This is a genomic window from Robinsoniella sp. KNHs210 (genome assembly GCF_000686105.1).
In the GTDB taxonomy this organism is placed as follows: Bacteria; Bacillota; Clostridia; order Lachnospirales; family Lachnospiraceae; genus Robinsoniella; species Robinsoniella peoriensis.
On sequence record NZ_JMLZ01000001.1, the window covers coordinates 1,580,537 to 1,602,035 of the forward strand.

Annotated in this window: 14 protein-coding genes; 8 read left to right on the plus strand and 6 right to left on the minus strand. The window is 40.8% G+C overall.

What is annotated here, in order from left to right; all coding sequences use genetic code 11:
* The first annotated feature begins 202 nt into the window (after positions 1-202).
* The 3 genes from CD03_RS0106135 (at position 203) to CD03_RS0106145 (ending at position 4,862) form a co-directional block, all read left to right on the plus strand.
* Positions 203-1,993, plus strand: a complete 1,791-nt coding sequence (locus tag CD03_RS0106135) for a sensor histidine kinase (protein ID WP_027292878.1) — start codon at positions 203-205, stop codon at positions 1,991-1,993.
* A gap of 74 nt (positions 1,994-2,067) precedes the next feature.
* The gene (locus tag CD03_RS35835; RefSeq protein WP_052377698.1) at positions 2,068-3,138 is read left to right on the plus strand and encodes a response regulator transcription factor; all 1,071 of its coding nucleotides are present in this window, start codon (positions 2,068-2,070) and stop codon (positions 3,136-3,138) included.
* Positions 3,139-3,329: 191 nt separating this feature from the next.
* A complete protein-coding gene (locus tag CD03_RS0106145) occupies positions 3,330-4,862 on the plus strand; it encodes an alpha-L-fucosidase (RefSeq protein ID WP_044288940.1) in 1,533 nt (510 codons plus the stop codon).
* 154 nt (positions 4,863-5,016) lie between these two features.
* On the opposite strand, the gene CD03_RS39860 is transcribed toward CD03_RS0106145, so the two are convergent.
* The 3 genes from CD03_RS39860 to CD03_RS0106155 all read right to left on the minus strand — a co-directional run bounded on the left by CD03_RS39860 (position 5,017) and on the right by CD03_RS0106155 (position 6,308).
* Entirely contained in the window at positions 5,017-5,097 is an 81-nt protein-coding gene (locus tag CD03_RS39860; protein ID WP_081820138.1) for an FMN-binding protein, read from the minus strand.
* Positions 5,098-5,138: 41 nt separating this feature from the next.
* Positions 5,139-5,756, minus strand: a complete 618-nt coding sequence (locus CD03_RS0106150) for a TetR/AcrR family transcriptional regulator (RefSeq protein ID WP_027292880.1) — start codon at positions 5,754-5,756, stop codon at positions 5,139-5,141.
* 300 nt (positions 5,757-6,056) lie between these two features.
* Positions 6,057-6,308: a hypothetical protein gene (locus tag CD03_RS0106155; RefSeq protein WP_027292881.1), complete on the minus strand. Its 252-nt coding sequence runs from the start codon at positions 6,306-6,308 to the stop codon at positions 6,057-6,059.
* Between the two features lie 310 nt (positions 6,309-6,618).
* On the opposite strand from CD03_RS0106155, the gene CD03_RS0106160 reads away from it, so the two are divergent.
* Complete coding sequence (locus CD03_RS0106160) at positions 6,619-8,358, plus strand: ABC transporter ATP-binding protein (RefSeq protein ID WP_027292882.1); 1,740 nt, start codon at positions 6,619-6,621, stop codon at positions 8,356-8,358.
* The gene (locus CD03_RS0106165) at positions 8,355-10,142 is read left to right on the plus strand and encodes an ABC transporter ATP-binding protein (RefSeq protein ID WP_027292883.1); all 1,788 of its coding nucleotides are present in this window, start codon (positions 8,355-8,357) and stop codon (positions 10,140-10,142) included. The genes CD03_RS0106160 and CD03_RS0106165 overlap by 4 nt, the downstream gene beginning before the upstream one ends.
* 278 nt (positions 10,143-10,420) lie before the next feature.
* Here the strand turns inward: CD03_RS0106165 and CD03_RS0106170 are convergent, their stop codons facing one another.
* Positions 10,421-11,308 carry an AraC family transcriptional regulator gene (locus CD03_RS0106170; RefSeq protein WP_138003843.1) on the minus strand — a complete coding sequence of 296 codons (888 nt, stop codon included), beginning with the start codon at positions 11,306-11,308 and terminating at the stop codon, positions 10,421-10,423.
* 153 nt (positions 11,309-11,461) lie between these two features.
* Here CD03_RS0106170 and CD03_RS0106175 point away from each other — a divergent pair, with 153 nt between their 5' ends.
* From CD03_RS0106175 to CD03_RS0106185, 3 genes are all read left to right on the plus strand, one after another.
* A complete protein-coding gene (locus CD03_RS0106175; RefSeq protein WP_027292885.1) occupies positions 11,462-14,269 on the plus strand; it encodes a glycoside hydrolase family 3 protein in 2,808 nt (935 codons plus the stop codon).
* Between the two features lie 201 nt (positions 14,270-14,470).
* Complete coding sequence (locus tag CD03_RS0106180) at positions 14,471-16,846, plus strand: glycoside hydrolase (protein WP_027292886.1); 2,376 nt, start codon at positions 14,471-14,473, stop codon at positions 16,844-16,846.
* A gap of 223 nt (positions 16,847-17,069) precedes the next feature.
* On the plus strand, positions 17,070-17,759 hold the full coding sequence (locus tag CD03_RS0106185) for an AlkZ-related protein (RefSeq protein WP_044288943.1): 690 nt from the start codon (positions 17,070-17,072) through the stop codon (positions 17,757-17,759).
* Between the two features lie 91 nt (positions 17,760-17,850).
* Here CD03_RS0106185 and CD03_RS0106190 read toward each other — a convergent pair whose 3' ends face one another.
* Positions 17,851-19,683 (minus strand): ABC transporter ATP-binding protein, encoded by a 1,833-nt coding sequence (locus tag CD03_RS0106190; protein WP_027292888.1) that lies wholly within the window; start codon positions 19,681-19,683, stop codon positions 17,851-17,853.
* Entirely contained in the window at positions 19,680-21,416 is a 1,737-nt protein-coding gene (locus CD03_RS0106195; RefSeq protein WP_027292889.1) for an ABC transporter ATP-binding protein, read from the minus strand. The genes CD03_RS0106190 and CD03_RS0106195 overlap by 4 nt, the downstream gene beginning before the upstream one ends.
* Between the last annotated feature and the right edge of the window lie 83 nt (positions 21,417-21,499).

Below are 21,499 nucleotides of genomic sequence, written 5' to 3' on the forward strand. Positions count from 1 at the left end.
CCAAGCCAGTTGTCCCAGAAGCAGGGTATACCAGCAAGGCATGTCCACAATTGGGGTTCTGAAAGGTGAGGGGGTGTCCATTTATATGGAACTAATGGGAAGGGATGTCTAAAAAAATGGGAGCCCCGCTAAATAATGTGTCCACACTTATGGGTACATTATAAATATAGAAAGGCGCGTACAGAAGGGGTATAGAGTGAGGATGAGATTACTGAGGAAGCTATTTAATGGGATTTCTTTAAAAAAGAAAATATTCGTATTGCTGGTACCTTGCATGGCGGGAATGCTTCTTATAATGCTGCTGCTTGCAGGGGTGTATTCCAACAATATGCTGGTAGAGAAAATGATTGACAATTCATATCAGAACCTGAATGTAATCTCAGAAAAATTAGATTTACTGACCCAGAATATAGAGAGCTATTCCGTATTGGTATTGACCAATAAAGATGTGCAAAAATGGCTGGAGGGACAGAAAAATGCCAATTATTCTGTGAAACAGGATGTATTTGCATATCTGCTAAATATCATCAAGTCTAATTGTATCAGTAATCTGATTATCCATACTTATCACGATACAGGAGAAGCCTTTTCTGTCAATAAGTTTATTGATCCCGACAGGAAAATAGAAGATACTGATTTTGTAAGGCAGTTTTATGGCATGCAGGAAAGCTATTTATGGAAACTCAATGAAAATTATTATTTTACATCCATGCCTCTTTCAGCCGGAAAATGTGTAATGTCATATTACAGGAAAATTTATAACGAAAACACGGTTGAAGTAGTCGGATGCGTAGAACTGATGGTGGATGAATCGGTAATTACAGAATTGTACGAGAATATTCGTCTGGCCGATACGGGACACTATGTGATTCTGGACCATTCCGGAAAAGTAGTTTCTTATAAAGACAAGGGAGAACTGGGGAAAGATTATTCGGATAAGGAATATTATAATGCTATCAGCCAGTCGGAAGGAAACCATAAAATTACTATGGGGAACCAGGAGTACCTGGTGACCAATAAAATGTATAAAAAGCTGGGCTGGAATATTGTAGGTATTGTTCCGGTTGCGGAAGTGGTTAAGGACAGCCAGCGGCTTCAGTTGTTTTTGCTTTTTCTGGGTGGTTTTTTTATCGTTCTCACGGTATTCATGGGAACTTTTCTTGCAAAATACGTATCGGATCCAATTATCCGTCTGAAGAAAATTATTATTCAGATCGGGGAAGGCAGACGGGATATAAAGATCAGCCAGGATCGGTCAGATGAAATTGGAGAGCTGTTTATCGCTTTTAGCAGGATGATAGAAAAAAACGATGATTTGATGAAAAACCTTTTAGAAGAACAGAATCGGAAAAAGGAGTATGAGTTAGCTCTGATACAATCCCAGTTAAATCCCCACTTTTTGTATAATACACTGGAATGTATCTGTGGTATGGCGTCTCTGAACAAGACGGATGACATTATTTTTGTGGTTAAAGAACTGGCATTTTTTTACCGGGGAGTTTTGAGCAAGGGAAATAAAGTCATACCCGTGAAGACAGAGTTAAATATTATCGAACGATATTTTAATATCTTAAAATACCGTTATCCCAATAAACTGAATTACGAAATTGATTGTCAAAAAGAAGCAGAAAACTGTTCTATTTTAAAGCTGTGCCTTCAGCCAATTGTAGAAAATGCAGTGCTGCACGGTCTCAGGGGAAAAAAGAATGACTGGAATATAAAAGTACAGGTTTATATAGAGAATGAGCGGGTAATACTCTGTGTCTATGACAGCGGCATAGGAATGGACAGCGAAAAAATCAAAGATGTTTTTAACCAGGATGAATGGGATAAAGAGAAAGTCAATTTTGGCATTAAGGCAACTGATGAAAGGATAAAATTGTGTTATGGAATGGATTACGGTATTCACATAGAAAGTGAACTGGGCAAATTTACAAAAGTATATTTTGTCTTTCCATACAATACCATAGACCACGCTCCAGAGTGTGTTTAAACATTGCTTTTATTAAGATGAGCGAATTATTTTAACGTAAAGACGTTATATAACAGGAAAGAAGTGAGGCTGACATGTATCAGATCTTAATTGTAGAGGATGAATTCTATGCCAGACAAAGATTGAAAAGCTGCATAGAATGGGAAAAGTATGGATTCACCATTGCCGAAGAAGCCGAAGACGGAGAAGAAGCTCTGCAAATATTGTCGGAGAAAAAGATCGATTTAATGATTGCAGATATTGAGATGCCGATTATCAATGGGATAGAACTGACAAGAAAATTATACGAACAAAACAGTACGGTAAAAATTATATTCCTGACGGGGTACGATGATTTTTCTTATGCCCAGAATGCCATCCATTATGGCGTAAAAGAGTATTTGCTAAAACCTGTGGAAGAACAGGAACTAAAAAAGGTTCTGGAAAAAATAAACGAAATACTGGATGGGGAACAGCAGGTGAGCCAGAGGGCGATTCTGGGAGAAATGTACTACAAGAAAATGAAAGAAGATTTGCTGGATAAAATGTATGAGGGGAGGCAGGAAGAAGTGAGCAGGCAGCTTTCGGAAATCTTTGCATATGCCCAGGAGCATTACACAAAGCCGGAAGAGTTTAACAGTTTATCCCAAAGCTTAATGGATGCGCTAAATGAATTCTGCGGTAAATCGGAGAGACAGAAAGAGAAGGCCCAGGAGATACCGCACTTTACCCCATATAAAGAATTTTTAATTAAGTTGTTTCTGGAAAAACTCTGTCAGCAGGGAGAAGAGAGAAATTCGGGTACAGAAATTATCATTGAGCTTGCCAGGCAATACATAGACCTTCACTATCAGGAAGCACAGCTTTCTTTGACTGTGATCTCAAACTCATGCTATGTGAATCCATCCTATTTAAGCCGGATATTCAATCAAATGACAGGCACTTCAATTCCATCTTATATAAAAGAACTGCGCCTTGCAAATGCTGTCCGGATGATAATGGACGGTGTCAGCTGTATAGATTTGCTGGCTGCTAAAAATGGTTTTCAGAATGCAGGTTATTTTAGCACCTGTTTTAAAGAGAAATTCGGTATGCGCCCCTCGGAGTATATTAAAAAAATGGAACAGGTGAAAGAGCATAATATGGGGCATAGTTCTTTGGGGTAGCATCTGGTATATCTGGTATTAAAGTGAGTATAAGAAGCTAATGTATTTGCAGGGCTTAGATATGTAGAAGGAATATAAGGAATTTAAGGAATTTAAAATAAGGAATTTAAAATAAGGAATTTAAAATAAGGAATTTAAAATAAGGAATTTAAAATAAGGAAGAAAAAATAAGAAAGATAGGTGAAAGTAAGATGGGTGTACAACAAAAAGTTCAAGAAGAAGGCAAAGGAAAAGTTCAAGAAAAAGTCAGGGAGAGACTGTATGAAGTGGAGCGTGTAATTGCACAGGGGCCATTTCAGGACACCTGGGAATCTTTATGCACATATGAAATTCCAAAATGGTATCAGGATGCAAAATTCGGGATATTTATCCATTGGGGTGTTTATGCGGTTCCGGCATTCGGAAGTGAGTGGTATCCCAGGAATATGTATCTGAAAGGAACGCCGGAATATGAGCATCATTTAAAGACTTATGGTCCTCATGACCAGTTTGGCTATAAAGATTTTATACCTATGTTCCAGGCAGAACATTTCAGGGCTGATGAATGGCTGGATCTCTTTGAACAGTCGGGGGCCAGATTTATCATGCCGGTTGCAGAACATCATGATGGTTTTCAGATGTATGAGAGTGAACTGTCTAAATGGAATGCCAAGAACATGGGACCCAAAAGAGACATAATCAAAGAGTTAAAAGAAGAAGCGGGGAAACGTGATATTATATTTACTGTCTCTGACCACCGGGCAGAACACTGCTGGTTTTTCAATGGAGGAAGGGAGTTTGCTTCAGATATCAATGATCCTGCTTTTGAAGACTTCTACTGGAAGCAGCAGGATGGAGGAGATCTGGATGGAAGTGTGACACATGATATATATTCGGTAGCTCCCAGTAAGGAACATATGGATGACTGGCTCGCCAGAATGTGTGAGCTGGTGGACAACTATCGTCCTCAGATTGTCTGGTTTGACTGGTGGATTCAGAATGTTGCATTTAAGCCTTACCTGAAGAAATTTGCAGCATTTTATTATAATCGTGCAGCTGAATGGGGAATAGAAGTGGCAATTAATTATAAATACGATTCTTATGCTTATGGAAGTGCGGTATTTGATCTGGAAAGAGGACAACTGGATGCCATCCGTCCCCAGCTTTGGCAGACAGATACGGCAATTGCAAAAAATTCCTGGTGTTACACCCATGGAAATGATTTTAAATCACCGGTAGACCTGGTTGGGGATCTGGTGGACATTGTCAGTAAAAATGGCTGCCTGTTGCTGAATGTAGGACCAAAAGCGGATGGTACATTTACGGAAGAAGACAGAAATGTACTGCTTGAAATAGGAAACTGGCTGAAGAAAAATGGGGAAGGAATTTATGGCACCACATTCTGGCAGATATTTGGAGAGGGACCTACCAAGGTTGCCGGCGGATATTTTACGGATGTGGACAGAGCTCCATTTACCCCGGAGGATATTCGCTTTACGTATAAAGCAGGTGTATTATATGCATTTGTGATGAAGTTTCCTGAGGATGGGCAGGTAACTATTAAAGCCTGCGGCATTCCAAAAGTCTGCAGTGTTTCTACCAGTACGTTTGATGTAAAAGGCGTTGCCGTATTGGGCTATGATGCAGCGGTTTCATTTACAAGGGATGATGCAGGAATGCATGTAAAGGTGGAAGAAAAGATAGAGACATCTTACCCTGTTTGCCTGAAAATACAGATTGACTAGTTAGTGAGGACGGGATAATAATATAAATTGAAAATAAAATGATGGCGGATGCACGGGAGTACACTTTTTTAGTGCATCTGCCAAATTTTATATACACATTTATTTGTTCTGCCGAAATCAATCAAATAACAGGAGGCGCAGCGGGCTACCCTGACTATTTCCCATTTAGCAAAGCATTTTCAACAGCCTTACGAATGGTATCGCTGCTGTAAGTGGCTGATGAGATGGCATCCACCTGAAGAGACTGTTCGGCTAAAAGCGATTAGTAAAAAAAAATTATTTTTTGCATTCATCTAAAATCCCCCCTAATAAAATTCCTGCAAAGTTTACGCTAAGTTCATTGAAATTATCCAGTTTATATAGACAGTTTTCGGATGCACACATAACAAAACCCAGCAGGGCAGTAACGATCATCCAGGATGTATGAGCGGCATTTTCTTTAAATATTTTTTGACGTATTCCTTCTTCCAAAAGGCTGTCCATCATTCGGATGCCTTCATTGTCAGGTATTGACCCATTTTCAGACGCAAAAATAACATTTTTTCCGCTATACATAACGGATTTTGTCATTTCCGCTTCTTCTGACAGGATTTTTATTACAAGAACCATAAGTCCCCGGACTTGCTGGTCAATCGGACAAGTCTGATGCTCTGTCAGATATTGAGCGGCATTTCTTTCTACCTTAGTATAAAGCATAGCAGCAATATCATCTATGATTTGTGACTTGTCTTTATAATAGAGGTAAATTGTTGTGGGGGAATACTCAATTTTAGCGGCAAGCTTTCGAATGGACAAGGCCTCATAGCCTTCTTGATTGATAATTTCGGTTGCAGCATCCATTATTTTTCTGCACATCTGCTTTTTTTCATTTTCTCGTCTTTCTTTTATTCCCATATGTAAATTCTCCTGTGGTTAACGGTGTTAATATTTTTGATAATGAAATTGTAAGTAATATCACCAAATTTGTCAACACAAATAAAAAGACATTAAATGACTATCAGTTATGGGCACTTTTTGCTTTCAGCGTCGGTGATCACGATGGCTGTGTTCTTTAAAGTATCCAGTTTGTCTGTTTCACCCAGAAGCAGATGAATCAGCTCAAAAGTCTGAAGATCAAGTTTACTGTACCGGTCTGGTATAATTCAACGCATCGTACAGCATGGAACGTATTACCATTGCATAATTTACGTCAGTTTAATTTTCGCATGCAAGAATAGCAAACTGAGCTCCCAAATGAGTTTTCTTGACCACATCGCGGTAGCGTCTAACTGCTTTTTTTCTTCCGGATTTATCCGGCAGGAGAATGGATTGATTGCATTCCGCAGGGGAAAGATCCTCCGGCTTTATGATTTGTTTACCACGGAATACAGTTCCGTTATAAATATCTGCAAAATGTTCAGGGTTTTCCAGATATTGATTGATGAATAAGTCTTTTTCTTGTGTCATGTTATCCTCCTCTTGAATAGGCAATACACGGACACTTGGAAATATTCATGATTCTGCACTAAAGGGAATAGGTACGGAAATTGTACAATAGAAAAATAGATGTCTTTAGAGAAAAAGAGAATTTTATATTTAAACAGTGACTATGCATTGCGTTTTTTTATTATACAATATCAGATTGCAAATATCAAGATAATATTTTCGAAATATAACTTGAATAGATATTTTTTCAATTTTAAGCAATACTACAGGTAGGAATAGATGATATTTAAAAGAATAAACTTTAGATTTTTGTAGAAGGAGAATCATGCCTATGAAAAAGGTATTTAAAGAGTTGGGTAAGTTTAAAGCGGCGGTTTTCTTCATTGCTCTGACGGTAATTGGGGGTGTACTTTGTAATCTGGGGCTGCCTGCTTATCTGTCAGACATTATTAATAAAGGAATACCAACAGGTGATGCGGCATTTATTATCCGTACCGGAGGCGCTATGCTTATTCTCACGATCGTGGGGGCATTGTGCAATATTGCAACGGGTTTCTTTTCGGCACGGGTTTCTATGGGGATTGGCAGGCGGTTGAGAAGTGCGGTGTTTACGAAAGTTCAGTATTTTTCCAGGGCAGAGTTTGACCGTTTTTCTACGTCTTCTCTTATCACCAGGACCAATAATGACATTACCCAGGTGCAAAATTTTATGAATATGTTCCTGCGCATAGTATTGATGGCTCCGGTGATGTGTGTCGGAGGTGTCATCCTGGCATATTTAAAAAGCCCTTCTATGTCTATGGTGCTGTTTATTTCTATGCCGGTTATGATAGCAGCGGTACTTGTGATCGCACTGAGGTCAATACCATTATCGAAAATCATGCAATCCAAGATTGATCAAATCAATCTGGTCATGAGAGAAAAACTCACAGGAATCCGTGTGATCAGGGCATTTGGAACAACAGAACATGAGTCCGGACGTTTTTATGACGTAAATGAAAGCTTTATGAAGAATTCTATGCGGATGCAGCGAATCATGGGAACCCTGACGCCTGTACTTAGTCTGGTTCTCTATGGTACCAATGTAGCCCTGCTGGCATTTGGCGGATATCAGCTTACCCGGGTGAATGGCATGCCGCTTCTGACCGGAGATGTAATTGCCGTGATTCAATATGTTATGCAGATCATGATGTCTGTAATGATGCTGGCTTTGATTTTTGTCATGTATCCAAGAGCTTCTGTTTCTGCATCCAGAGTCAATGAGGTACTTGATACTGAAGCAACTATTACGACAATAAATCCAAAAGAAGGATCAGCAGATAGAAGGGGATTCTTGTCATTTGAACATGTCACTTTTTCTTATCCTGATTCTGAAGAACCGGTTATACACGATATTTCCTTTGAAACGAAACCGGGCGAAACTACAGCAATTATTGGTTCTACTGGAAGTGGAAAATCTTCTTTAATTAATTTGATTCTGCGGTTTTATGATGCCCAGGAAGGCAGGATAATGGTGAACGGGATGGATGTAAAAGACTATGATTTAAAGGAATTACGACGAAAAATCGGGTATGTTCCCCAGAAATCTTTTCTGTTTAAAGGAACGATTGAGAGCAATATTCAATTTGGTGATGAGCTGGCATCGGAGGACCGGATCGAGGATGCAGCTAAGATTGCCCAGGCATATGAATTTATTACTGCGAAAGAGGAAGGATTTGATACCGATATAACCCAGGGGGGCAGCAATGTTTCCGGCGGACAGAGGCAGAGGCTGGCAATAGCACGGGCTATTGTCCGAAAGCCGGAAATTTATATATTTGATGACAGTTTTTCAGCATTGGATTTTAAGACAGATCTGGCTTTGAGACAGGCATTAGAGGAGGAGACCAAAGATGCCGCAGTGATCATCGTAGCCCAGAGAATCAGTACCATTATGAATGCAGACCGTATATTGGTTCTGGAAGATGGTTATTGTGTAGGAATGGGTACGCATAAAGAACTGCTGAATTCATGCGAAGTTTATAAAGAAATTGTACATTCCCAGTTAAGTGAAGAGGAGGCGGGAGCATGATTGAACAGACGAAGACGATTAATATAATGAAGATTTTCAGGAGACTGTTCTCTTTTATGAAGCCCTACCGGCGAGGTCTCTATTTTGCTATTGTGTCTATTATTGTGGCTTCTGTCTTTAACAGCCTCGGACCGTTTATACTGGGAAAGGCGACGGATGCATTAGCGGGAATTGTAGTTAACGGCGTTCCTGTATCCACTGGTATCCGGAAATTTATAACAATCTTAATCGTGCTGGGTGTGATTTATTTATTGTATTGCATTTTCAAGTATCTGAGTACTTTTATCATTGTAGGTGTGTCTGAAAAAACAATATTTGATCTTAGAAATAAAGTGGATGGCAAATTAAAGCAGCTTCCACTTAATTACTTTGATACAAACCCATACGGAGATATTTTGAGTCGGGTAACCAATGATATCGATACGGTTTCCACTTCTTTGCAGCAGTCCATTGATCAGATACTGACCTCTATTTCCACTGCTGTTTTTATATTAATAATGATGCTGGTGGTCAGCCCTGCTTTGACTCTGATCGGAATAATAACGGTACCGCTGGCACTGATTATTTCCATGAAAATAGCCCACAAATCCCAGTTTTTGTTCCAGGAACAACAGGGGACAGTGGGAAAATTAAATGGATATGTTGAGGAAATGTATACGGGACATACGGTAATCAGCGCTTATGGAAAAGAACCGGATATTATCCGTGATTTTGAAGAGACGAATGAGACACTTTACGCAGTTGGATGGAAAGCACAATTTTTATCGAGTCTTTTGCAGCCGATTACCCAGGCAATGACGAATCTTGGTTATGTACTGGTTGCGGTGATCAGTGGATTTTTATGCATAAAGGGTGCTTTGACAATTGGCATGATACAATCATTTATTCAATATTTGCGTCAATTTTCACAGCCGATTACCCAGACAGTTCAGATTACGAATATTTTGCAGTCTACAGCAGCAGCAGCTAACCGCGTATTTGAATTTTTGGACGAGAAAGAAGAAATACCGGAAGAAACCAATCCAGTTTTTCCGGAAAAAGTTTCTGGAGAAGTTACCTTCAGCCATGTAAGCTTTGGGTATCTTCCGCATAAAACGCTGATTAAAGATGTATCGCTGGAAGTGAGACCTGGAAGCAAAGTCGCTATCGTGGGACCTACCGGTGCCGGAAAAACTACGCTGGTAAATTTGCTGCTCCGTTTTTACGACATCAACAGTGGAAACATTTTAATTGACGGCATTGATATTCAAAAAATGGGACGGGAGTCTCTTCGTAGCATTTTTGGAATGGTTTTGCAGGACACCTGGCTTTTCAAGGGAACAGTTATGGAAAATATCCGGTATGGAAGGCTGGATGCTGACGATCAGGAAGTTGTGGATGCCGCAAAAGCAGCGCATGCAGATCATTTTATAAAAGCGCTTCCCGGAGGATTCCAGATGGTTCTGGCTGAAGGCGCTGCAAACCTGGCTCAGGGAGAACGCCAGCTGCTTACCATTGCCCGTGCAATTTTGTCTGATTCACCGATTATGATACTGGATGAGGCAACCAGCTCTGTTGACACCAGGACAGAAGTACTGATCCAGAAAGCCATGGCAAGACTCATGAAGAACAGAACCAGTTTTGTGATCGCCCATCGGCTTTCCACAATCCGAGATGCCGATATGATCTTATATATGCAGGAGGGTGATATTAAAGAAGTTGGAACTCATGAGGAATTAATCCGTAAAAAAGGATTATATGAAAAATTGTATAATAGCCAGTTTGCACAAAATAATGCAGGTTAAGATAGACTAATCAGATGTTATATAAATATAAAAGGGGCCTGGCAGTTCATAGGATTAAGCGCTAAGGACTACCAGGTTCTTCCCGGTTACTCAGGAGTAGTTCGCCATGATATTAAATCATAAGCGAACGAACTCTGGAGGGTAATCAAAATATAAAACTGATAAAATATGATAGTATGATTAAACTTATCATGTTAACCAAGTGATTTACTTTTTCGCTGACCGTTTCTTCATTAAACCTTAAACAAGTAACTATATACATAAAAATCCACATCTGACTAAAGCAAAGTCATCCGGAATTGCTTCGGCGATAGATTCTTATATATCTTAAATATTTTAATGAAATAACTGGATGTACTAAATCCAACGGTTACCGCTATTTCTGTGATGCTCAGAGGGGTGGAAATTAATAATTTTTCAGCTTCGCTTACACGGATGTAGTTCAGGTATTCATTAAAGCTCATTCCCATAAGCCGATTAAAAGAACGTGAAAAATAACTGGAGCTAAGGCTGCATAATTCTGCCATTTCAGAAGCCTTTACCGGTTTTTCATAATTGACCGACAGATAATTAAAAGCCGGGTTTAACATTTCGTACAGCTGCCGGTCCGGTTGTCTGTAATTATCCGGATGTTTTCCCGACCGGTGCCAATAGCGCAGTATCCATAAGAAAATGCTTCCGATATGGTTCTTAATGGCGAGCTCATATCCGTAGTCTCTTTCATGATTTTCTGTCATAATATTGTGAAATAACGTAGGAAGCATGGTGTCCCGGATCTCCGAATACGGGATTACTTTTTCATGTCTGGCATCTTCGGTGATAAATGGTAGGATGTATTCCAGCTCAAAGTGGTTTTGGGACATGCGGTTGTAAATCAAATCCGGCATGAACCGCACAACTATATACTCGCCTCCATTTTCAGACAGGGAGTCAATCTGATGCACTTCATGAGAGTTAATTAAAACCAGATCTCCCCCGGTAAAGGAGTGATAGGAACCGTTTAGATATACTTTAAATGTACCCGAAAGGCCATAAAGCATTTCTATATAATCATGGTAGTGCGCAGGATAGACGATTCCGGCACAATTCCTGGTTTCCAGATGGCACAAAAACTGGCACGGAACACCGTCTATATATACATTTTCTTCTTTCCAATAATGGATCATATTTGTTCCTTCCTTTTTTAGATCTATAAAGCATACACAAAGGCTGTATGACAAAATTTTGCTATTTTTGAATGGAATTATTATATCATATAACAAAAAAATGGGATATACTGATTTTACAAAAGATGTAAAAAATATCCCGGAGGTAAAGATATGAGTAAGAATACAATAGGAGTTCCGTTGCCGGAGCTGGCCGATTACAGCAGAATTGCAGCCGCAGAAGGAGCAGTGTTATTGAAAAATGAAAACAACATGCTGCCGGTTTTAGAAGACGAGGTGGTTTCTATATTTGGAAGATGCCAATTTGATTATTATAGAAGCGGTACCGGATCAGGTGGTGCGGTGAATGTAGAATATGTATGCAATATTATTGATGGAATCCGCCAGAACAAAAAAATGAAACTCAATGATGAACTGGTAAAGCTGTATGAAGAGTGGATAGCCAAAAATCCTGCTGACGACGGAGGCGGCGGATGGGCAGCGGAGCCGTGGCATCAAAAAGAAATGCTGATCACGGACGATCTTGCAAAAAATGCCCGGGAAAAATCTAAAAAGGCGATTTTTATCATAGGCCGTACTGCAGGAGAAGATCAGGATAATGCAGATGCAGAAGGCGGATACCGTCTGACTCAGGAGGAAAAATCAAACCTTGAAGTTCTGACACGTCACTTTGAACAAGTTGCAGTTTTATTGAATGTTGCAAATATTATAGATATGAGCTGGGCAGAAGATTCTGCTTATCAGGATCATATCAAGGCGATCCTATACATCTGGCAGGGAGGTATGACCGGCGGTCTTGCCGTTGCAGATGTCTTATCAGCAGAAGTAAATCCCAGTGGAAAACTGCCGGATACTATTGCCTACAGGCTGGAAGACTATCCATCTACCAGTAATTTCGGAAGTAAAGAACAGAATTTTTATCAGGAAGATATCTATGTAGGATATCGTTATTTCGAAACCTTTGCCCCGGAAAAAGTGCAGTATCCTTTTGGATTTGGATTATCTTATACAAATTTTGATATAGAAGTGGCAGAAGCAAAGTCCACAGGTGATGGTGTTGATGCCAAAATAGAACTTGCAGTCCGCGTTAAAAATACAGGTGCCTATGCTGGAAAAGAAGTCATTCAGGTTTACAGCGGAGAACCCCAGGGAGTACTGGGAAAACCTGTAAAAGAACTGCGTGCGTTTGCCAAGACTGAGAAGTTACAGCCAAATGAAGAAGCAACATTGCTTATTAGTTTTCCAGTTGCAGCTATGGCTTCCTATGATGACAGCGGCATTACCGGAAATAAATCCTGTTATGTACTGGAAGCAGGTGCTTATGAGATCTTTGTGGGCAACAGTGTGCGTGACTTAGTGAAAGCAGATGTAGATCAAAAAGGTGCATATATCATCGATTCTCTGACCGTATCTGAGACTCTGGAAGAGGCAATGGCACCTGTAAGGGCCTTCCAGAGAATAAAACCGGGCAAACCCGATAGCAAAGGAATTTATCAAATTACACAGGAAGAGACCCCGCTGCAGACAATTTTACTGCAGGACAGAATTACGGAGCGTTTGCCGGAAACAATGCAGCAGACCGGTGACAAAGGAATTAAGCTCAAGGATGTAGCGGAGGGAAAATCAGATATTGATGCTTTTATTGCCCAGTTAAACACAGATGAGCTGGCTTGCATTGTGCGCGGTGAAGGGATGAGCAGCCCAAAAGTAACTCCCGGGACGGCAGCAGCTTTTGGCGGTGTAGGTGATGCATTAGTAGCATATGGAATTCCCATCGCCTGTGCGGCGGATGGCCCTTCCGGAATTCGGATGGAAAGCGGATTAAAAGCTACGCAGATGCCCATCGGAACCTTGCTGGCTTCGTCCTGGAATATTCCGATGATGGAAGAACTGTATGAATTAGAAGGAAAAGAATTACGGAATAACGAAATTGATACCTTGCTGGGGCCGGGCGTGAATATACACAGAAACCCGCTGAACGGACGTAATTTCGAATATTACTCGGAAGATCCTTATCTGACCGGATGTTTTGCCTGCGCGGCAGTAAAAGGAATACGCAAATCAGGTTGTGTGGGTACAGTGAAGCATTTCGCAGGAAATAATCAGGAAACAGCTCGTTTCCATGCAGACTCTATTATTTCAGAACGGGCACTTCGTGAAATTTATTTGAAAGCTTTTGAAATAGCAGTGAAAGAAGGTCAGGCAACATCCATCATGACTTCTTACAATCCGGTAAATGGTCATTGGTCAGCTTCTAATTATGACTTAAATACCACTATATTAAGGGGTGAATGGGGATACCATGGAATCGTCATGACCGATTGGTGGGCAATGATGAATGATAACGTAAATGGCGGACCTGCAGATAAGAAAAACACTGCATTCATGGTACGGGCACAAAACGATATTTACATGGTTGTCAATAATAATGGTGCAGAAGTAAATGCCATGAACGATAATACACTGGAATATCTGGAAAAAGGATGTCTTACGATAGGCGAACTTCAGAGATGTGCAAAAAATATATGCGAGTTCCTGATGCAGGTTCCTGCCTTCGAAAGAAAACCGGAAGAAGCAGCCAGAATTCAAAAATTTGCGGCAAAAAAATCCGCTGCAGAAGGTATAACAGAAAGCATAACAGCAGACCAAACCTGTTATTTACTGTCTGAACTACCGAAGATCACACCGCAATATGGGGAAACCGTATGTCTGAAAGTAGAAAATCCTGGAATATACAGCATTGTAGGCGAACTTTCTTCACAGGGAACAAATCAGGCACAGGCAACTGTAAATATGATTTTAAATGGGGAAGTCATGACCACGGTCCAACTCAACGGTACCGACGGAAATAAAATCACGCAGAAGCTCATCAAGGTTGAACTGGAACCCGGTTATTATGAACTGCGTCTGGATTTGGTAAAGCCGGATATGACAATTGGCTGGATTGAATTCAGAGGGTAAAAAACAATAAATATTCATATATAATTTTACAATTATAGTACTTTCAGGGAAACTCCTGGGAAATTCATCCGGTATAAGCTTTCTGCTTAGCCGAAAGGATTTGCCTGGAGTTTTTCAATTTTTATTTTTTCATTTTGTCAAATGCCTGTCACATGAATCCTTTATGGTATGTAATGTACAAATTTAAAGGAGGGTTAATAAATGACAAAAAGAAAGCTTTTGAACCTATGTCTTGGAATTGGGGTCATCATGGGGGTTTTAACCGGATGTGCTTCAAAAATTTCAACAGATGAAACAAATGATAAAGTTCAGCATCAAGAAACAAATGATAACGTGCAGTCCAAAAGTACAAAGTTTAATGAGCCAGGGGATGAAAATGTTAATACATCATCGCCAGCCTATGAAGTGAATCCGGAAACTTTTACTTTGGAGGTAAAGAAGGGTAAGGAAACCGTGGTTGTTTCCCAACCCGGTGAACAGCGTCTGGTAGAAAATTTCACACAGGAAAAAGGTGTGACCAGTTGGTTATATCCCAAGGAGAAAATAGCAGTAACCATAACTCCTGCTGAAGATTATCTGGAGGTATCCGTACGTTCAGAAGAAGAAATGGATAATGAATTTAACTGGCCTGTTATTTCCGGAGATATGTATTATCTTCCTTTGGGGGAAGGAAAAAGAGTACCAAAAGATGATCCCGTCTGGAACAACTATCTGAAAGGAACATCCGTTTCCGTTATGGAGCAGCTTTCTATGCCATTTTGGGCTGCGGCACAGGGAGAAAACGCCGTAGTTACGGTTTTAGAAAATCCATATCGCAGCGAGCTTATGTTTTCAGAAACCAGCGAGAATATTTTTACCCTAAAACACGAATACCCGGAAATCGATCCGGAAAAAGAACAGCGATTCCGGTTTTACTTAACAGAAAATGACCCGGTTGCAGCGGCTAAAATCTATCGCAGTTACGTCATGGAAAAGGGACAGTTTGTAACTTTAAAAGAAAAGGAAGCACAAAATCCAGATATCCAAAAACTTTATGGTGCACCCCACATTTATCTTTGGGGGGAGTTAATCATTTCCTCGGAAGATGTGAATTGGCAGGCATTTCGCGGCTCCATTGACAGCAGTGTGATGGAGTGGTTAAAAACGCGTATTGCACAATTAGAATCGGGTGATGAAGCAATCAATGCATTAGATGAAATAAAGTCTCAGGATTATGTAGGTGAATACCAACAGGATATTGTCTGCCGGGCTTTGAGTGAAATTTTGAAACAGGATGATTTTTATCAGGAGGAAGCTTTACACATCCAGGATCCATTTATGCAAAGCTGCATTAAGAAAGGATTGGATAACCTTAGTGAATCAGAGCAGCTGCAATTTCATAAACATGCTCTGGCTGCTAATTTACCTGAGGTATTTTTAGAAGTGGATAATTGGATGAATCAGGAAACGGTAAATCTTGTCCGGGAGTTGAAAGAAAACGGGATAGACCATGCCTGGATCGGGTTAAACAGCTGGGAACAGGCATATGCCAAGCCGGAGCTGGTAGCAACTGCAGTTTCTAAGGACTATTTAATTGGACCGTATGACTCCTACCATTCCATCCACAAACCAGGTGAAGAACAATGGATTACGGCTGCATTCCAGGATACGTCCCTCTATGAAAATGCGGTAATTGAAGATAAGAATGGGGAAAAAATCACAGGATTTCAGAATGTAGGACGAAAACTGAATCCGACATTATCCATACCCGCCGTAGAGCAGCGCCTGCAGAGCATCGAAGGGAATGGAGTGGGATTTAACTCCTGGTTTATCGATTGTGATGCAACAGGAGAAATATATGATGATTATACACCGGAACATTTGACAACCCAGCAGGAGGATCTGCAGGCAAGACTGGAACGGATGTCATTGATACGGGACAGCAATAAAGTAATCGGTTCGGAAGGAGGCAGCGATTTTGCCGCTTCTACCATAGCATTTGCCCATGGAATAGAACTGCAGAGCTTTTCCTGGATGGATGAGGATATGAAGAACAATAAAGACAGCGAATACTATATAGGCAAATATTATAATCCAAAGGGCGGGGCCGCAGAACGTTTTACACGGCAAGTTCCTGTGAAAGAGCAATATGCACAGATATTCCTGAATCCCAGGTATGATGTTCCGCTGTATAAACTGGTTTACAATGATTCTGTAATTACCACATATCACTGGGACTGGTCAACATTTAAAATTAAAGATAAAGTGGAAGACCGTATGCTTAGAGAAGTTCTCTACAATGTACCGCCGCTCTATCATCTGGACAGCACAGAATGGGAAAAATATAAAACAGCAATTACAAGCCATACTGCTGCCTGGTCACAATTTAGTAAAGAAGCCGTACAGGAAGAAATGACGGATTTTGAATACCTTACTGATGATGGACTGGTGCAGATGACAAATTATGGAGAACAATTAACGGCAGTGGCTAATTTTACAGATGCAGATTTCCAATATGAAAATCAAAATATACCTGCGCATTCTGTGTTGATGAAGCAGAATGGGAATAGTGTAATCTATACTCCTGAAGCCGGATAATATTTATATGTGTATTAATTAAAATAGCAATTAATCAAATTCACCATGCAAAGACCATGCCATTAACCGGTATGGTCTTCTTTGGGAAACAGCGGCAGTGGATTTTTGTAGTGGTTTTGAAATCGCAACATGACATACAGTTGTCCTGTTTCCTGTGATATAATAAAGAAAAATTATTTCCGGTGCATGATACCGGTATTCTGTAAATGAAAGGATAAAAACAATGGATGAAATAAAAACAATCAAGTGTTACAACGATTTTATAAAATCACTTTTAATAACCGGAATGAGTATGGGTGGAACGAATGATGAACAAATCTTTTCCCTGTGCAATTATTTTGGTGAGGAGATTGAGTGGCATACGGAAAAAGCAGATACTGATCCCTGGGAATGGCGTATGAGGGTCTTAAATGAACGGGATGATATTGCCTATGGAAAGCTGTTTTTTAAAAAGAGTGGATTCATTACAAAAGAATGGTATCCCTATTTTTATGCCGCACGCCGTGACAAAACCAGTTTTGAAGCAGCGTATGCCCAGGGAAAGATCAGCCATCCAGCCAAAATAATTTATGAAATATTAAAAGAGCAGAGAAGGATGCCCCTGCATCTGCTGAAACAGGCAGGCGGATTCTCGAAAGAAGATAAAGCTGCATTTGAACGTGGTTTAACAGAACTGCAGATGAAAATGTATATTACCATGTGCGGACAGAAGAAGAAACTATCGGAAAAAGGAGAGGAGTATGGGTGGTCATCTACTGTATTCTGTCTTGTGGAAGACTTCTTTCCGGATGATATGTTAGAAGAAGCCGGACATATAAAAGGCGAAGATGCTTTACAGCGAATTTCAGACCAGATCATGCGTTATAATCCAAAGGCAGATTCGAAGAGGATAAAAAAATTTGTTTTGGGATAATGTTGTGTGTATGTAGGGCGTAAGTGAAGGATTGTATTCCTCCATTTACGCCTTTTTATCAGGAACAAAAAATAGAATATATCTGATAATTCTATGCAGATGCCTCAAACTGACTGTTATAAAGAGAAGCATAAAATCCATCCTGCATTATCAGGTCATTGTGCGTACCGCGTTCTATAATATCCCCATCCTTTACCACTAAGATTAAGTCTGCATTTTTTATAGTAGAAAGACGGTGTGCAATGACAAAGCTTGTTTTATCTTTCATCAGATCTGCCATGGCTTTTTGAATCTCCACTTCGGTTCTGGTATCTACGCTGGAAGTCGCTTCGTCTAATATCATAAAGGAAGGGTTGGTCAGCATCGCACGCGCGATTGTTAAAAGCTGCATCTGCCCCTGTGAGATGTTGGATGCCTCGCTGGATATTACGGTATCATAACCATTTGGCAGCGTACGTATAAAATGGTCACAGCGAGCAGCACGGGCAGCTCTTTTAATTTCTTCCGGTGTAGCGTCCATTTTTCCATAGGCTATATTTTCTGCGATGGTACCTTCAAACAGCCAGGTATCCTGCAGAACCATCCCAATGCGGCGGCGCAGTTCTCCGCGGGGCATGGCTGAAATATCCACACCGTCTACGGAGATGCTGCCGCCATTCAGATCATAAAAACGCATAAGCAGATTAATAAGAGTCGTTTTTCCGCCACCGGTAGGACCTACAATAGCGATCATTTCATTTGGATGCACTTCCAGATTCAGATTGTGCATTAATATTTTCTCCGGAGAGTATCCGAATTTTACTTGATTAAAACTTACATGGCCATTGGATGGAGGTAAATAGCCATTAGCTGCATCTGCCGGTTCTTCCTCTTCATCCAGAATGGTAAACACACGTTCTGCACCTGCAATTGCTGCCTGAAGAGAAGTAATGACATAAGATGCCTGAGTGACAGGTTCTGAAATTTGGTTTTCATATTGCAGGAATGCCTGGATGATTCCCAGGGAAATCTGTCCCTGCAGAACCAGATATCCTCCCACCAGGGCGGTTGCCACGAATCCCAGCTGATTAATAATACGGATTGCCGGATAAATGGCAAAATTTGCAAACTGGGCTTTCCGGTTAGCCTCAAACTGTTGATTGCTCAGTGCCAGGACTTCATCAATCGCTTCAGACTGCTGGTTAAATACTTTAATTATGCGGTTTCCGGTATAGAGTTCTTCCACCTTGCCATTTAACTCACCAACTGCCGCCTGATTCTGTGCAAAATAGCGCTGACTCAGATCCGAGACAAATTTGGTTGCCACCGTACTGGCAGCTACTGAGACAAGGACCAGAAGGGATAGACCTGGACTTAATAACAGCATCGCCACTGCAGTAATCAGAATGGTAAAGACTGAGGATATAAACTGCATCAATCCCACCTGCAGGACCTCCGAAACCTTTTCCAGATCATTGGTAATGCGGCTCATTATATCTCCTGTTTTATGGGAATCAAAATAGCGTAGCGGCAGTTTCGTGATTTTTGCACTGATGTCCTGCCGAAGTGATAACGTAAATTTTTCTCCAACACTGGCTATTATATATTGCTGTATATAAGAAAGGATCCAGGTTGCCAATGCAGCAGCACCAATCATCAGAACCGGAACCAGGAGTGCATCGCTAACTAAGAACAAAATGTCTGATCCTTTTTTATAAGCTTTTAAAGCCTTTAAGAGATTGTCTATCCCGGCACCTACCATAAGTGGCATCAATGCATAGGCTGCGCTGCTCAATAAAGCCGTAAGCAGAACTAAAATCAGTTTGCCTTTTTGGTTTGACAGACGTTTCAGCAGGCGTTTTACCGTTGCTTTTGTATTTTGTGGTATATCCGAAACCTCTATGTCAACAACGGGTTTCTTTTTTGTAAATTTATTTTGTTTCATACTGCTGTAACCTCCTCTGATGATAACTGGCTTTTTGCAATCGCCTGATAGACCTGACAGTTTTGCATTAATGCTGTATGCTTTCCGATTCCTGCGATTTTGCCTTCGTCCAGTACAATAATCTGGTCAGCATCCATAATGGTACTGATTCTCTGGGCGATAATTAACTTTGCTGTCTGTGGTGTTTCCTTTTTTAATGCTCTTCGCAGAGCCGCATCTGTTTTAAAATCCAAAGCGGAAAAGCTGTCGTCGAAGATCAGAACCGGTGATTCTTTGATCAGTGCACGGGCAATTGACAGTCTTTGCTTCTGTCCGCCGGAGAAATTGGAACCGCTTTGGGATACCGGGGCATTCAATCCATTGTGCAGACCGTCTACGAAATGTTCGGCCTGGGAAATACGAAGAGCTTTTCGCATCTGCATTTTTGTGGCTGTTTTACATCCCATGCGCAGATTATCGGCAATGGTACCACTAAATAAGAATGCTTTTTGCGGCACATATCCAATGTTTTCCCGCAGTTTTTCCTGTGACATTGTACGTATATCAGTTCCGTTTAAACTAATTTTCCCGGAATTTATATCATGCAGACGAAGCATGAGATTGGCAATAGTGCTCTTTCCGGATCCGGTGCCTCCAATGATTGCAGTCGTCTTTCCGGCATAACAGGAAAAGGACAGATCCTGTAAGACCGGTTCCTCTGCACCGTGGTAAGAAAACGTCACGTGTTCAAATTGAACCGCCGGTCCGTTTTGCAGGGAAGAGCTGTTTTTCATCTGAGCATCTTTAATCTCAGGCGTCATGTGGAGCACCTCTTCCAGGCGGTCAAGGCAGGACTTCATTTTTGGAAGGGTCACACTGGATAATGCAGCCATAATCAGATATCCCAACGTCATAATCGTATATTCGGTTACTGCGGTAATTTCCCCGATCTGCATGGTTCCTTTCAGAGACATTAAGCCGCCAAACCAAACAATCGCAGCCATAGAAAGTCCCATCACAAGCCAAACGGTGGGATTGAGGAGCGCAAACAGTTTATTCAGCTTGATCATATTATCCGCATATCTGGAAAAAGCCTTGTCACAGCGGTGTTGTTCATAAGTACCATTGTCAAAAGCACGTATAACACGGATTCCGGTAATGGATTCCCGTACAACCTGATTAATATTGTCCATTCTCAGCTGAATCTGTGCGGAAAGAGGACCTGATTTTTTCAGAATTATCCATGCAAGTATTAAGAAAAACACAATGCAGAGCACCGGAATCAAAGTAAGGGACAAATTTACCTTTGCAGTCATAATAACAGATGCAATAACCATAAGAGGAGCCGGAACAACCAGCTGGAAGATCATCCCTAGGCTTTGCTGTAAAACGGAAATGTCAGATGTTGTTCGTGTAATCATAGAAGAAACACCGATACTGTCAAATTCCCGAAGAGACAGCTCCTGGCTTTTGCAAAAAACGGCATTTCGCATATCCCTGCCAAAAGCAGCCGCCAGATCTGCAGAATAAAAGCTGCCAAGTACCGCAACCGCTGTAGTTATAACTGCAGCGATCAGCATCTGTATGCCTATTGACAGAATGGCATTCATATCTTCCTTCATAATGCCTTTATCTACGATTCCTGCGATTAAAAACGGTATATACAGAGTGCCTGCCACCTGCCCCAGAAGAAGGAGCAGCATAATGGCTGATTTTCCTTTGTTTTTTAGAAAAAAAGATTTTAAAAATGTCATAAATACCTCCATCATGTAATAAATAAGTTGCTAATTTTGCCACTAAATGGTACTATAAACTATGAAGTTACTTTACAGTCAAG